Consider the following 15,410-nt stretch of genomic DNA (forward strand, 5'->3'; position numbering starts at 1 on the left):
AATTTATTGGCGCGAGCCCTCCGCGAGGACTGACTATCCTGTGCACCAAATGGACACCCCGCTCGCTGAACTGCACAAACGCCTACCCGAGCTGATGCTGCGTGATCAACGCAGGCTCGGGCGCCGGATCGACGGCGCACGCAAGGTGAAGGACCCGATGGCCCGGCGCAAGATCGCCGAGGAGATCGCGGGCCTGATCGACGAGGCGCGGCTCCGGCTCGACCTCAAGCGGGAGTCCGTCCCGGTCATCCGCTATCCCGAAGAGCTCCCGGTCAGCCAGAACAAGGGCGACATCAAAGAGCTCATCGCGAACCACCAGGTCGTGATCGTCGCCGGCGAGACCGGCTCCGGGAAGACCACCCAGCTCCCCAAGATCTGCCTCGAGCTCGGCCGCGGCATCAAGGGCCAGATCGGCCACACCCAGCCCCGCCGCCTCGCCGCCCGCACCGTCGCCGAACGCGTCGCCGAGGAACTGGGCACCCCGCTCGGCAGCACCGTCGGCTACAAGGTCCGCTTCACCGACCAGTCCGGCGACAACACCCTCGTCAAGCTCATGACCGACGGCATCCTGCTCGCCGAGATCCAAACCGACCGCGAGCTGAGCCGGTACGACACGATCATCATCGACGAGGCGCACGAACGCAGCCTCAACGTCGACTTCCTCCTCGGCTACCTCAAGCAGCTGCTGCCGCGGCGCCCCGACCTCAAGGTCGTCATCACCAGCGCCACCATCGACCCTCAGCGGTTCTCCCGGCACTTCCGCGACGCGCCGATCATCGAGGTCTCCGGCCGCACCTACCCGGTCGAGGTCCGCTACCGGCCGCTCGGCGAGGATGACGACCAGACCCAGGGCATCATCGACGCCGTCCACGAGCTCCAGCACGAAGGCCCAGGCGACATCCTCGTGTTCCTCTCCGGCGAACGCGAGATCCGCGACACCGCCGACGCGCTCAAGCAGGAGGACATCCGCAACACCGAGATCCTCCCGCTCTACGCGCGGCTCTCGGTGGGGGAGCAGCACCTCGTCTTCCAGCGCCACACCGGACGCCGCGTCGTGCTCGCCACCAACGTCGCCGAAACCTCGCTGACGGTGCCGGGCATCAAGTACGTCATCGACCCCGGCAACGCCCGCATCTCCCGCTACAGCCACCGCCTCAAGGTCCAGCGGCTGCCCATCGAACCCGTCTCCCAGGCCAGCGCCAACCAGCGCAAGGGCCGCTGCGGCCGGGTCAGCGAAGGCATCTGCATCCGGCTCTACTCCGAGGACGACTTCGAGGCGCGCCCGGAGTACACCGACCCGGAGATCCTGCGCACCAACCTCGCCAGCGTCATCCTCCAGATGACCGCCATCGGCCTCGGCGACATCGCCGCGTTCCCGTTCATCGACGGACCCGACAGCCGCAACATCAACGACGGCATCGGCCTGCTCCAGGAACTGGGCGCGATCAACGCCGCCGAGAAGAAGCTCACCCCGGTCGGCCGCAAGCTCGCCCAGCTGCCCGTCGACCCGCGCCTGGGCCGCATGGTCCTGGAAGCCGACACCAACGGCTGTCTGCGCGAAGTCATGATCATCGCCGCCGCGCTGTCCATTCAGGACCCCCGCGAACGCCCCGCGGACAAGCAGCAGGCGGCCACCGAGCAGCACGCCAGGTTCGTCCACGCCGAGTCAGACTTCCTGACCTACCTGAACCTGTGGCAGTACCTCAAGGACCAGCAGAAGGCGCTGTCGTCCAACCAGTTCCGCAAGCTGTGCCGCAACGAGTTCCTCAACTACCTGCGCGTGCGCGAGTGGCAGGACATCTACCTGCAGCTCCGGCAGGTCGCCAAGCAGCTCGGCATGACGCTCGACGAGCAGCCGGGCGACCCGCGCAACATCCACATCTCGCTGCTGTCCGGGCTGCTGTCGCACATCGGCCTCAAGGACGTCCTCAAGAAGGACACGCAGAAGAAGGAACGGCGGCCGATGACCGAGTTCATCGGCGCCCGCAACGCCAAGTTCGCGATCTTCCCCGGCTCCGCGGTGTTCAAGAAGCCACCCCAGTGGGTCATGGCCGCCGAGCTCGTCGAGACGACCAGGCTCTGGGGCCGCATCGTCGCCAAGATCGAACCCGAGTGGGCCGAACGGCTCGGCGAGCACGTCGTCAAGCGCAACTACAGCGAACCGCACTGGGAAGCCAAGCGCGGATCCGTTGTCGCACTGGAGAAAGTCACCCTCTACGGCGTTCCCATCGTCACCGGCCGCAAGGTCGGCTACGGGAGCATCGACCCCGAGCTCAGCCGCGACCTGTTCATCCGCCACGCGCTCGTGCAGGGCGAGTGGACCACCCACCACAAGTTCTTCCACGCCAACCGCGCCCTGCTCGACGAGGTCGAGGAGCTCGAGAACCGCGCCCGCCGCCGCGACATCATCGTCGACGACGAGACCCTCTACGAGTTCTACGACCAGCGCGTCGGCAAGGACGTCGTGTCCGCGCGGCACTTCGACACGTGGTGGAAGAAGTGCCCGGACAAGAACCTCCTCACCTTCACCCGCGAGATGCTCGTCAACGACCGCGCGGACGTCAGCGAGCACCAGTACCCCGACGAGTGGCGCCAGGGTGAGCTGACCCTGCCGCTCAGCTACCACTTCGAGCCCGGCGCCGAGCAGGACGGCGTCACCGTCCAGCTCCCGCTGCCCGCGCTCACCACGCTCGAGGACGACGCGTTCTCCTGGCAGATCCCCGGACTGCGCCACGAGCTCGTCGTCGCGCTCATCCGGTCGCTGCCCAAGCAGATCCGCCGCAACTTCGTGCCCGTCCCCGACGTCGCCACCGCCGTGCTCGCCCGCATCAACCCCGATGAGACCTCCCTGCTCGGCGGGCTCGAACGCGAGCTGCGGGCGCTCACCGGCGTCACCGTGCCGCGCGAGGCGTGGCAGTTCGACCAGGTGCCCGACCACCTCAAGCTCACCTTCCAGATCGTCGACGCCGACAACCGCAAGCTCGCCGAGGGCAAGGACCTCGCCGCGCTGAAGGACCAGCTGCGCCAGGAGGTCCGCGAAACCCTCTCCGCCGCCGCCGGACACCTCGAACGCACCGGCATCACCACCTGGGACATCGGGACGCTCCCGCGCACCATCGAGCAACGCCAGGCCGGCATCACCGTCACCGCCTACCCGACGCTCGTCGACCAGGGCGACAGCGTCGCCATCAAGGTCCTCGACACCCCCGGCCGCCAGGCGTACGCGATGCGCCGCGGCGTGCGCAGACTGCTGCTGCTCAACCTCAACTCCCCGGTGAAGATGTTGCAGCGCAACCTCGACAACGCCGCCAAGCTCGTGCTCACCCGCAACCCGCACGGCGGCGTCGCGCAGCTGCTCGCCGACTGCATCTCCTGCGCCGTCGACCGGCTCATGGGCGAACCCGCGTGGGACGAGGCCGCCTACACCAAGCAGATCGCCAAGGTCCGCGCCGCGCTCAACGACACCACCTGGGTCGTCGTCCAGGAGGTCCGCAAGGTCCTCGAGATCGCGCAGGACGTCGAGCTGAAGCTCAATGCGCTCAAGGGCGCGGACGCGTCCAAACAGGACATTCGTGCGCAGTACAACGCGTTGGTGTACAACGGTTTCGTGACGGCCACCGGCTACGACCGGCTGCACGACCTCGGCCGCTACCTGCGCGGCATCGAACGGCGGATCGAGAAGCTGCCGCAGAACGCGGCGCGCGACCAGGAGTGGACCGACCGCGTCCACCAGGTGCACGCCGAGTACCGCGAACTGCGCTCCCAGAGCCCGGCCGACGAACCCGCGCCCGAGCTCGACGAGATCCGCTGGATGATCGAGGAACTGCGGCTGTCGTACTTCGCGCAGACCGTCGGCACCGCCTACACCGTCTCCGACAAGCGCATCTTCAAGGCGCTCGACGCGGTACCGCTGTAGTCCCGTGCGCAGACGACTCGTCGTGGCGCTGGTCGTCGTCCTGGTGCTCGCCTGCGCGGTCATCGGCGCCGACCGGCTGGTGAACGCCAGGACGTTCCAGCTCGGCGGCGACCTCGTGCACCGCGTCGAGACGGCGGAGAAGGTCGTCGCGCTCACCTTCGACGACGGCCCCAGCGACAAGACCGAGTCCGTGCTGGACGTCCTGCGCGAACAGCAGGTGCGGGCGACGTTCTTCCTCGTCGGCACGGACCTGCACGCACAGCCCGCGCTGGGCCGCAAGATCGTCGCCGACGGCCACCAGGTCGGCAACCACAGCTACACCCACTCCCGCATGGTGTTCACCGGATCCGGCACGGTCGCGTCCGAGATCGAACGCACCGACGCCGAGGTCCGCGCCGCCGGCTACCAGGGCGACATCCACTTCCGGCCGCCGTACGGCAAGAAGCTGTGGACCCTGCCGCGCTACCTCGCCGAACACCACCGCACCACGATCATGTGGGACGTCGAGCCCGAGACCGACCCCGGCATCGCCGGTGACGCCGACGCCGTCGTCCGCGCCGTCGCCGAGACCGTGCGGCCGGGCTCCATCGTGCTGCTGCACCCGATGAACGAGTACAACAAGGCCACCGTGACCGCGTTGCCGCGCATCATCAGCGAACTGCGCGGCCAGGGCTACCGGTTCGTCACCGTGGACGAACTGCTGCGGCTGCGCTGAGAGCCAGCGGCACCCACACCAGCCACGCCAGGCTGACGAAGCTGAAGTGGTACAACGCGGCGGTCGACGCCAGCAGCACCGCCCACGTGACCACCAACGCCATCGCGAACCCGTGCGGCCGCGCGCGAGCCGCCAGCACCGGCGTGACCGGTGTGGTCAGCGCGAGCAGCACCGGAGGCAACACGAGCACCAGCGACGGCAGGCTCTCCGCCGCCACGACCGTGCTCGCGGACGCGACCACCTGGCCCATCAGCACGAGGAACAACACCGCCACGGCCACCCCGCACGCCATCAGCGCAGCGCCCCGCCAGTCGACTCGGCCGCCGCTGAACGTCAGCTGCGCGTCCCGCCGCACGACCACCCCGGCGACACCCGCCGCCACGCACAACCCCGCCCACCCGAGCGGCGCGGCCCAGAACCCCACGTTGTACGGGGCGAATCCGCCCGTGGCCAGCTCCCCGATGACCACACCCCAGCCCCACGACGACACCGTCGCGGTCGCCACCAGCACGCCCAGCCCCGCCGCCCGCGCACCGGCCAGCAGGCAACCACCGGCCAGGAGCGCCGCCACCGCCATCGGCGTGAAGTACCACAGCACCACCGGACTCGTGACGAACAACGGATCGCCGTAGGTGTACGGCGCCAGCTGCGTCACCAGCAGCAACGCCCCAGCGATCAACGACAGGGTCGCGCACCGCCGGACCAGCTGGTCCGGACGGGCCGATGGCCTGGAGGTCTCGCGCAGCGGCTGCGGAGCTGCCGAGTGCGATTGGCCGTGTGCCGGGGAATGCGGTGTCTCGCGAACCGGCTGCGAAACCGCCGCTTGCGATCGGCCAGGTACCGCGGACTGCGGTGCGTCGCGCGGTGGCTGCGGGGCCGCTGAGTGATCTGGTGGCGGCGCGGTCGCTGGTGGCCCGTCGACCGGCCGTTGCGCTCCCTGGGCCTCGCTCGCGGGCTGTCGGCGCTGCTGCTGCGGCGGCGTGCCGGCCAGGTTCTGCCGGGGTCGTGCCGTCGGACTGCCCCCGGCGTGCGGCACTCGCGCAGTCGGCGGGATCCCGGCCTCCGTGCGGGGCTCGGTCAACTCACCCGTCAGGTGTTCGGGAGCGGAGAGCCCCACGGCCTCGGGCCGCTGCTCCGGCACCTGGGGCACGTCGGCGCGCGCAGGCTCCGGGACCGGCGTCTCCACGGCGATCACAGCCACCGACGCGTCTCCGGTGGGCCCGGTGAACACGACCCGCCCGTGCGACACGCCGGGAGGCACCCGCCGCACCGACACCGACCACCCGTCACCCGCCTCCGCCACCACGATCCACGCCTCGGACGCGGCAACTGAGCACGCGCGAGCCAGCGGCGGCCCGCTCAACGACACGACCTGCGGCGAGGCCTCGGAGAACCGCAGCTCCTCCACCGAAGGCCGCACCGCCACATCGCTCAACGCCTCCGAAGCGGCGGCGGCGACGTTCGCGATGTCCGTCCGGGCCATCCCGGTCAACGCCTCGAACGCCCCCGCGGCCACCTCCAGGTTGGGACTGCGCAACCGGGAGCGCAGCTCGGCCACCGCACCCAGGCGCGTGAACATGTTCGGATCGGACGTCGCGGCGGCCAGGTCGGCGGGCATCGGCAACGGCTTGATCCGCCGCCGCCCCGACCGCGCCAGGTACAGCTCGCCCTGCATCTCGATGTCACGACTGGGCGTCTGGTTCGGGTTGTTCTGCCGCACCTGCTCGAACACGTAGTCGTACAGCTCGTTGAGCGAGATCAGTCCGTCCTCGTCGCGGTCGGCCTCACCCGTCGACAACCCGCGCACCAGCGCGGAGGTGAACACCGACGGCGCGGCGTGCTCCTCGGCCAGCTGGTCGCCCTCGAACGCGTACTCCATCGAGTTCGACGCGGTGATCACCGCACGGCCCCGGCCGCCGGCGAGGCTGTCGAGCACCGCCACGTCACCGGCCGCCCGCACCGACACGCCCTCGCTGAACGCGCCGCCGTAACAGCAGTCGAGCAGCAGCACGATGCTGCGCGACCGGCTCACCCGCATGCAGCGCCGCACGAAGTCCGCGGGCACCGCCGTCGAACCCAGCCGGTGCGGACGCGTGTTGCGCGCCGCGAAGTACAGCTCGCCGGACTCGCTCTTCACGCCGTGGCACGAGAAGTGCAGCAGCAGCACGTCGTCCGGCTCGCCCTCGAGGAACAGGTCCTCGATGCGTTCCTGCACGACGTTCGCCGTCTCGTTGCGCACGACCTCGACCTCGAAGTCGCTGACCCGGCGATCACCCAGCACCTCGGCCAGCGCGGCCGCGTCGGCGGCGGGGGAGCGCAGCGCGGAGAGCCCCGAGTGGTCGTACTCGGAGTTCGCGACGATCAGCGCCCGCCGCCTGCCCATCAGGTGTGCCTGCCGACGAACAGCGCCACCAGCCGCTCCTGCTCCTCACCGGACGCGTCGGCGATCTCCAGCACGTCGCCGTCGATCTCGACGCGCACCGCCCGCTGCACCGGTCTGCCCCGGCCCAGCCACATCCGGACGGCCGTGACGATGGTCTGCAACGCGGTGGCGGACTGGCCGAGCGTCACCATCAGCCCGCCGACCGTGGCCACGTCCAACGCGCGTGACCCGGCGGGCGGCGGGCCCGCCGGGAGTGCGGTCACCGCGCGCACGTCCAGCTGAAGGAGTTCCTCACGCAGGTACCCGGTCACCTGGTCGAGGCGCTCGGCGTCCGCCCCGCGCTCGGCGAGGTGCAGTCTGAGGTTCATGTAGCGCCTCCTCACCTGGATCTCGCGTGAGGAGGTCAATCCGTTTCAGGTGTGCCCGCCCAGGCGGCCTAACCGGCCGCCACCGCGTACAGGAACCAGGTCGAATGTGGCAGCCACTGCTCCAGCCACCGCCAGTCGGTGTTCGGTCCGGACGACGCCACACCCGGATCCCACTCGATGCCCCGGCCGTCCGCCGCGCGCCCGGTGATGCCGTTGACGATGCCGCCCGCCGCGCGGATCCACCGCCACGACCCGGTCGGCGAGCCGTCCGGGTACTCGAGGTACACCGGCGCCCGCCTGCCCTGGCCCTCCAGCATGCACACGTCGAACGGGTTCAGCCCGACGATCCAGTTCAGCTGGTCGGCCGCGTACCCGCGCAGGCGCGTCGCGAACGCCGCGTCGAACCGCGGAGCCGCGAGCCGGGCGGCGGTGGCCATGGACGCCAGCCGCGCGTTCTCGCCCTGCCACCACGAGCCCGCCGCGTCGTGCGGGAAGAAGAACCCGCTGAACCGCTGGCCCGAGGCGGTCTGCACGAGCTGGCGGCCGTAGCCGAACGGGTTCGCCACCTCACCGGTGATCGACAGCTCGAACTCCAGCGACCGCCGCACCACCGCCAGCACCGGCGCCGGGTCCGCGGCGATCGACGCGTACGCCAGCAGCGACACCACGGGCATGCCCGCGTCCGACGGGTGGAAGTACGGGCGGTCCTTGTCGTCGGCGCGCCAGTAGTCCCGATAGGACTGCCACGACACCAGCCGCGCCGTCAACGACGACGCCCGCGCGCTCGCTGCTTCCAGGTACGCGGCCTTCTTCGTGGCCTTGAACAGCTCGACGGCCGCGAGCAGCGCGTTGTAGTCGTCCTGGATGTTCTCCTTGCCGTCGTTGGTCAGCCGCAGGTTGTTGACCTGCAACCACGCGAACGCCGACTCGGCCGCCGCCACGTGCGCGGGCCCGCCCGCCCGTGCCAGCGCGGCGATCGCCACGCCGCAGCCCTCGCGGAAGTTCAACGGCCCCTTGCGCAGGAAGCGCTTCTTCGGGTCGACGCTGATGTCGTCCTCCTGCGGCTGCCGCACCGACCCGTAGAACGAGGCGTCCGGCATCTTCACCCGCACGAGGTAGTCCGCCCCGTACATCGCCTCGTCGAGCAGCAGCTCCCGCAGGTGCACGAAGTTCGGGTCGCCGCGCCGCACCAGCTCGTCGTGCGCCGCGAACAGCACCCACGCCGTCAACGGCAGCTGCAGCGTGTTGCAGAACGAGTACCGCGACAGCTGCGTGAAGTGCTTCGACCAGTCCGCAGCCGCGTCGTACCAGCCGCCGTGCGCGTCCACCCGCACCGCCGGATCCGGCTCGTAGGGCAGGTTCCGGTCGACCTGGTCGTACTCGCCGAACGAGCGCGAGTCGCGGAAGAACCGCACCACGTGGTGCAGCGTGTGCCGCTCCAGCACCAGCGCGTCGATCAGGAACGGCCGGGAGCCGAATCCGTCGGACCCAGCGCCATCGACCCGCAGCGCGTACTCGCCCGGTTTCGTGAACGACGAGAAGTCCACCACCGAGTAGTGCGACGGGATCTCCGGGAAGTGGTTGGCCTGCCAGTCCGCGACCGGCCCCACCCGGCGCGCCGTGCCGCGGTGCACGACCGCGCCGCTGCCGTACTCGACCAGCTCGAACCGGTACGTTCCCGGCCGCTGGCCCGCGATCACCGCCCGCTTCGGCCCGGACGCCTCGTAGCCCACGTTGTTCGTGAACACCACAGCACGAGCCCCGCCTGCGGAGGCGGTGCCGGGAAACGCGAGCGCACCCGCCACCCCGGCCGATCCCAGCAGAAAACCACGCCGCCCAGTACTCACCGCACACTCCCCATCACGCTAGGAGACGGCGGCGGCACTCAACCTAGTCAGGCTCGGGGCGTGAAAGGTACGACCACCACGGTGATGTTGTCGTGACCGCCTGCTTCCAGCGCGACCTTCACGTACTCGTCCGGCCCGCAGTCGGCCAGCGGCAGCAGGTCCTCGACGTCCGGCCGGTAGTTGTGCAGACCGTCGCTGCACAGCAGGAACACGCCGCTCTCGGTGGGCTTGAACGTCGTCACCGACGGCACGACCTGACCGGCGTCGGCGCCGATCCACCGCGACAGCACGTGCGCGCGCCGGTCGGTCTTGGCCTCCTCCTCGGTCAGCACGCCCTCCGCGACGAGCTGCGCCGCCCACGTGTCGTCCTTGGTGAGCTGCGCCGACGTGTCGCCCGCGAGCCAGTAGACGCGGCTGTCGCCGACCCAGCCGACCGTGACGTCCTCCTCGGTGGTCACCACCGACACGAACGTGCACGACGGCGCCACGCCGCCACCGTTCTCCGGCCCGTCGAGCTGCTCGACCGACAGGCACGCCGCCGACACCGCGTCGATCGTCGCCTGCTCCGGGTCCGAGCCGTCGATCAGCGCGTCCACCAGCACGTCGGTCGCCGCGTCCGCTGCGGCCTGGGAGGCCTGCTCGGCGCGTTCCGAGGACGCCACGCCGTCGCACACGACCGCCGCGATGCCCTTGCCCGCGACGACGCCGAACGCCATGGAGTCCTCGTTGCGGGCGCGTCTGCGGCCGCGGTCCGAGACACCGGACACCTGCCCGAGCGTGTACTCCACCCGGTCACGCGCGGCCGGCTGGTGCCGTCCGCACTGGGTGCAGTAGTGCTCGTCGTCGATGTCGGGCGAGGCGCACAGGATGCACGTCGCCTCGGCCGGGCCGGTCGGACCACCGATCGGGGTCCGTCGCACGAGCAGGTTGCGCCCGCACGCCTCGCAGAACCGATCGTCCATCGAGATCGGTTCCAGGCATTCGGGGCAGTTCGGGGTGTCCATCAAACCAACGTCCTAGGCCTCACCGCGTTCGCGCGGTCCACCAATGCGATCCGTTCCTCCGGCGTCGCCGCGAACCGAGCCTGGGTGCGGTAGCACCGCTCCAGACCCAGCCGAAGCTCGTGTTCGGACAGTGCACAGTCCAGCACCCTGCTCGGACACGCCGAATTGCGGGTCACCCAGTCGAACGCGGCCGCCAGCAACTCACCTGTTAGCTGAGCCATCCTCGGCACGTCCAGATCGAGCGAGTCAAGCCGCTGACCAGCGGCGACGAGGTCGTCCTCGGTCGGGTCGTCGATCATCGCGCGCACCGCCGCGACCTGAGCGGCGACGTGCTGGCTCGACGTGTCCGGCACGTCGAGCAGAACCTGGACCGCGTGCTGGCGGTCACCGCGGGCCATCGCGACCCGCGCCAGACCGAACGCCGCGCTCACGTACGAGTGGTCCGTGCGCCACACCAGCTCGTAGAAGTCGGCCGCGTCCGCGTCGCCGACGGCCTCCGCGCACACCGCGATCGCCAGCTTCGGTGCCGCCTCACCCGGCACCCGGTCGCACACCGCCTCGAAGTGCCCGCGCGCCTTGTCCGGCTCCCGCGCCACCAGCGCCGCGAGACCCCGGTACCAGTCCGGCCGCCAGTCCTCCGGGTCGATCTCCGACTCGTCGAACATCGACGGCGCGGTGATCCCGTCCAGTTCGGACAACGCCGCCGCCACGTCACCGGACTCGATCAGCACCCGCACGATCCGCAACCGCACCTCGACCGTGTACTCCGGCGCCTTGCGCAACCCCGCCGGGTCGGACGTGGTCGCGGTCGCCAGCCACGACGCGGCCGCGTCGGAGGTGTCCACCCGCGGCGCGGGCAACGCGGCGGCCACCGCGGCGAGGTCCATGCGCGTGTTGTCCACCCCGAACCGCCGCCGCTCCGGGGTGAACCGCGTCGACGGGCCGGGGCGCTGCTCGCCGTCCTCGATCGCCAGCACCTCGCGCAGCACACCCGTCAGCTGCTCGGCCATCTCCTCCGCCGAGGAGAACCGCAGCTCGGGGTTCGGGTCCGTGGCGCGCAGCAACAGCCGGTGGAACGAGCCGAACCGCGCGAGCAGCGGCTCCTCCTCCGGCGTCGGCAGCCGGTCCTTGCACTTGCCGCGGAAGTCGAACGGGAAGCACATCACTGCCAGCGCCCGGCCCACGGTGTAGATGTCGGAGAACACCGACGGTCCGATCGTCCCGATCTCCGGCGCCTGGTAGCCGACCGTGCCGTAGATGGGGGAGTGGTGGTCGTCGATCCGCCGCACCGCGCCCAGGTCGATCAGCTTCAGCTGCTCCTCGGTCTGGATCACGTTGTCCGGCTTGAAGTCGCAGTACAGCAAGCCCACGCCGTGCAGATAACCCAGCGCGGGCAGTATCTCCAGCACGTACGCGATCGCCTGCGCCAACGGCAGCGCCTCGTCGCCGTTGCCATCGCGGCGGCGCGCGGTGATCATGTCCTTGATGGACTGACCGCCCACGTACTCCATGACGATGTAGTCGACGAGGTTGCCGGTCTGGCGGTCCGCGTGCCGGATGAAGTTGTGGATCTTGACGATGTTCGGGTGCTCGACCTCGGCCAGGAAGCGGCGTTCGGCGAGCGACGCGGCCAGCGCGTCCGCGTCACCGGAGTCCAGCAGGCCCTTGAGCACCACCCAGCGGTCGCTCACCGCGTGGTCCAGCGCCAGGTAGATCCAGCCCAGCCCGCCGTGCGCGAGACAGCCGAGCACCTCGTACTGGTCGTGCAGCACCTCGCCCGGCGCGAGCTTCGGCGTGAACGAGTACCGGTGACCGCACTGCGGGCAGTAGCCCTCGACCCGGCCCGGCCTGCCGTCGCGGACCCGGCCGACGCCCTTGGCGCAGCGGCTGCAGAACCGCTTCGCCTCCGGCACCTCCGGATCGGTCAGCACCGCGGTCTTCGGGTCCCGGTACGGCACCCGCGGCACCTCGACCAGCCCGGCGCCGAGCCTGCCCCGGCTCACCGAACGGGTGGAGTTGCGGCGCGACCGGCCCGACGACGAGGTGGTCGCCACGGACCACGGCGCGGTGCCGGGACACGTGGACGGACCGGTGTCCGGAAGTTCCCCCGACTGCGTCTCCTCTGTCATCTGCCACCCCCTCTCAGTCCCGATAACGAGCGACAGGCGGTGAGGGTGCCGGACCCAGCGGACCGAGCCACCGCTGGTAGAGGGCTACCCAGCTGCCGTCGCGTCGCATCTCCTCCAGCACGCCGTTCGCGAACCGGACGAGGTCCTCCTGCCCCTTGGGCACCGCGATGCCGTACGGCTCCTCGGTGAACCGGTCACCGACGACCTCGGTGTACGGGTCCTGCGCCGCCAGGCCGGCCAGGATCGTGTCGTCCGTCGAGATCGCGTCCACCTGGATCTGCTGGAGCATCACCAGGCAGTCGGTCCAGTTCGGCACGGACACCGCGTTCGCGCCGCGCGCCGTCACGTTGGCCAGCGACGTCGAGCCTGAGGTCGCGCAGACCTTCTTGCCGCGCAACGACTCCACCCCGGTCACCCCGGAGTTGCGGCGCACCAGCACCCGCTGCCCCGCCTGGTAGTAGACGGCGGAGAAGTCGACGTCGGTGAGCCGCGAGCAGGTGATCGTCATCGTGCGGACCACCACGTCCACGTCGCCGTTCTTCAACGCCGGGATGCGCCCGGCGCTCGTGACGATCTTGAACTGCACCTTCGACGGGTCACCGAAGATGGCCTGCGCCAGCCTGCGGGCCAGGTCGACGTCGAAGCCCTCGATCTCGCCGGTGAACGAGTTGCGGAACCCCATCAGGTAGGTGTTCTGGTCGACGCCCGCGATGAGCCTGCCCCTGGCCGCGATCTTCGCCATCGTCGACCCGGCCGGCATCTGCCCGGCCGCCGGCTGCACCGCAGCGGGCCGCAGGCTGGCCGTGGCGTCGCAGCTCGGCGGGTTGGCCGCCGACGTCGTGGGCGGCACGGAGACGTCGCTCGCCTCGGGCGGTGACGGCGCGGCCGCCTCACGCGGCGTGATCCGGGTCGGCTCCGTCGGCCCCACCGAACACGCGGTGAGCGCCGCGGCGAGCAGTGCGACGGCGAGTCTCATCGGTACTCCTTGAGCCGCTGCCACAACCCCATCGACGACCCGACCGCGCTCACCAGCGCGAGCGCCAGCACCCCGACGGCCGTGCCCACCAGCGCACCCCGTGCCGCCGCGATCTCACCGCTGAACCCCTGCCGCGCCAGCCCGATCGCCCGCACCAGATCCGCGTCCAGCTCGTCGAAGGACGGCTCCGCGATCAACGCGACCGCCTCGTTGTACTGCCCCGCGTCGTCGGCCTCCCTGATCCGCTGGTGCGTCGCCTGCCAGTCCATGAAATGCCGCGACGCCGAGTCGACCTCCGCGCTCGGCGCGATCTTCCTCGCCTGGCCCAGCAGCCCTTCGAGCTTCTCCGACACCTCGACGTAGCTCTTCTCGTAGTTCTGCCCGCTGCCGCGCGCCACCAGCGTCAGCGTCTCGTCGCTGCGGGCGGTCAGCGTGGCGATCCGCGCGTCCACCAGCACCCCGACCCGGCTCGACCCGCCGCTGCGGCTGTCGCCGACGTCGTTGATCACGATCACCGCGGACAACGTGACCCACACCAGCGACACGAACGCCGCGCCCGTCGCGACCAGCAGCCCGACGTTGAGCAGCCGGTTCGTCCGGCGCGTCAGGTACGCCTGCGCCAGCCCGAGCGCAACGAGCGCCAGCAGCCCGAGCAGCACCTCCGACACGGGGAACCGCGCCGCCCGGTCCTGCGCCTGCGCCACCCCGTCCGACTCGGCCCGGTACAGCTCCTGCGCCGCGGGCAGCAGCTGGTTGCGCATCATCCCCGACGCTTCGCGCAGGTACGCCGCCCCGACCGGGAATCCCTGCCGGTTGTTCGTGCGCGCCGTCTCGATCAGTCCGGTGTAGACCGGCAGCTGACTGGCCAGCGTCGCGGTGAGCTCCGGGTGCGACGCCGTCGCACGGGAGAGCGCCGCCTGCGCCTGCGCGATGTCCGTCTCGTAGCGCGCCCGCAGGTCCACCGGCTCGAGCCCGCCGGAGAGGAACGCGCTCGCCGCCGCCGCGTCGGCGTCCTGCAGCGACCGGTACACCTCCTGCGCCGCGTGGGCCAGCGGCTCACTGCGCGTCGCCAGCTCCTCCAGCGCCGCCGCGCGGTTGATCACGCTCATCGCGGTGAGGCTGCCCGCGATGAAACTCGCGGCGATCAGGAGCAGCGCGATCAGGCTCAACCGGCCGGGCGTGGAGCGTGCCAGGCCGGTGACCCGCCGCAGCATCGCCTCACGAGGCTGCTCAGTCTCGATCACCACGGCGTAAGGGTAAGCACTCGAGTGACATCGCGGGGGCACGACGCGACTTGCATTGCCGCCCTATCAGCCGCGCGTGGTGACCAGCTGTTCCACGCCGTCCAGAATCCGCTCCAGCCCGAACTCGAACGCGTGCTCGGGGGAGTAGGCGCTGCTGTGCAGCTCCCCGACGGCGTTCCCGACGCGAGCGGCCAGCGGATACCGGCCGGGGTCGAACACCTTCATCAGGAACGGCGCGGCGGCGTCCCACCACTGCTGGTCGGTCAGGCCGGTCTCGCGTTCCGTCTGCGACGCGCCGGCCAGGCCGCGGGCGGCGTTCTGCACGTGGCCGAGCACGAGGTTGACGACGGAGTCCATCTCGACGTCGGTCAGGCCGATGCCGTCGACGGCGCGCAGCTCGTAGTCGTACTTCGCCGCGACCTGCGGGCCCAGCACCGTCCGGTTGGGCGCGACCTGCATCAGCCACGGGTGCCGCCGGTACATCCCCAGGTTCTCCCGCGCGATGTACGTCAGGTGCGCACGCCAGCCGTCGAACTCCTCAGCGCGGCCCGTCTCGCCCGCCACCGTGTCGACCATGACGTCGACCAGCTCGCCCTTGCCGGGCACGTAGGTGTAGAGCGACATCGTCCCCACGCCCAGCGACTCGGCGACCCGGCGCATCGACAGGGCGCGCAGGCCCTCGCCGTCGGCGATCTCGATGCCCGCGCGCACGATCCGGTCCACGCTCAGGTCCGGCTTGCCCTTGCGGCTCGTGCGCTCCTGGGTGCGCCACAGCAGGGCGAGCGTGCGGGCCGGGTCCCCGCTGCCGGTGTGTTCGATCACGAGCGC

At 70.7% G+C, this 15,410-nt stretch carries 10 protein-coding genes; 2 read left to right on the forward strand and 8 right to left on the reverse strand.

The window, feature by feature from the left end; genetic code table 11:
• The first annotated feature begins 49 nt into the window (after positions 1-49).
• Both hrpA and FKR81_RS23505 read left to right on the forward strand, forming a co-directional pair.
• Positions 50-3,916, forward strand: a complete 3,867-nt coding sequence (hrpA, locus tag FKR81_RS23500; RefSeq protein WP_146354421.1) for an ATP-dependent RNA helicase HrpA — start codon at positions 50-52, stop codon at positions 3,914-3,916.
• Between the two features lie 4 nt (positions 3,917-3,920).
• Entirely contained in the window at positions 3,921-4,631 is a 711-nt protein-coding gene (locus tag FKR81_RS23505; RefSeq protein ID WP_146354423.1) for a polysaccharide deacetylase family protein, read from the forward strand.
• On the opposite strand, the gene FKR81_RS44410 is transcribed toward FKR81_RS23505, so the two are convergent.
• From FKR81_RS44410 to FKR81_RS23545, 8 genes are all read right to left on the reverse strand, one after another.
• Positions 4,600-7,014 (reverse strand): caspase, EACC1-associated type, encoded by a 2,415-nt coding sequence (locus tag FKR81_RS44410; RefSeq protein WP_235921720.1) that lies wholly within the window; start codon positions 7,012-7,014, stop codon positions 4,600-4,602. The genes FKR81_RS23505 and FKR81_RS44410 overlap by 32 nt on opposite strands.
• On the reverse strand, positions 7,014-7,382 hold the full coding sequence (locus tag FKR81_RS23515; RefSeq protein WP_146354425.1) for a hypothetical protein: 369 nt from the start codon (positions 7,380-7,382) through the stop codon (positions 7,014-7,016). Before FKR81_RS23515 ends, FKR81_RS44410 begins: the two co-directional genes overlap by 1 nt.
• A 68-nt stretch (positions 7,383-7,450) precedes the next feature.
• The gene (locus FKR81_RS23520) at positions 7,451-9,229 is read right to left on the reverse strand and encodes a glycoside hydrolase family 9 protein (protein ID WP_146354427.1); all 1,779 of its coding nucleotides are present in this window, start codon (positions 9,227-9,229) and stop codon (positions 7,451-7,453) included.
• 47 nt (positions 9,230-9,276) lie between these two features.
• On the reverse strand, positions 9,277-10,233 hold the full coding sequence (locus tag FKR81_RS23525) for a PP2C family serine/threonine-protein phosphatase (RefSeq protein WP_146354429.1): 957 nt from the start codon (positions 10,231-10,233) through the stop codon (positions 9,277-9,279).
• Positions 10,233-12,362 carry a serine/threonine-protein kinase gene (locus tag FKR81_RS23530; RefSeq protein ID WP_146354431.1) on the reverse strand — a complete coding sequence of 710 codons (2,130 nt, stop codon included), beginning with the start codon at positions 12,360-12,362 and terminating at the stop codon, positions 10,233-10,235. Before FKR81_RS23530 ends, FKR81_RS23525 begins: the two co-directional genes overlap by 1 nt.
• Before the next feature lie 13 nt (positions 12,363-12,375).
• Entirely contained in the window at positions 12,376-13,338 is a 963-nt protein-coding gene (locus FKR81_RS23535; protein WP_146354433.1) for a glutamate ABC transporter substrate-binding protein, read from the reverse strand.
• Positions 13,335-14,585 carry a hypothetical protein gene (locus FKR81_RS23540; RefSeq protein WP_235921721.1) on the reverse strand — a complete coding sequence of 417 codons (1,251 nt, stop codon included), beginning with the start codon at positions 14,583-14,585 and terminating at the stop codon, positions 13,335-13,337. The genes FKR81_RS23535 and FKR81_RS23540 overlap by 4 nt, the downstream gene beginning before the upstream one ends.
• Before the next feature lie 63 nt (positions 14,586-14,648).
• Complete coding sequence (locus tag FKR81_RS23545) at positions 14,649-15,404, reverse strand: TetR/AcrR family transcriptional regulator (protein ID WP_222598376.1); 756 nt, start codon at positions 15,402-15,404, stop codon at positions 14,649-14,651.
• Positions 15,405-15,410: the final 6 nt, after the last annotated feature.

The organism is Lentzea tibetensis, from assembly GCF_007845675.1.
In the GTDB taxonomy this organism is placed as follows: Bacteria; Actinomycetota; Actinomycetes; order Mycobacteriales; family Pseudonocardiaceae; genus Lentzea; species Lentzea tibetensis.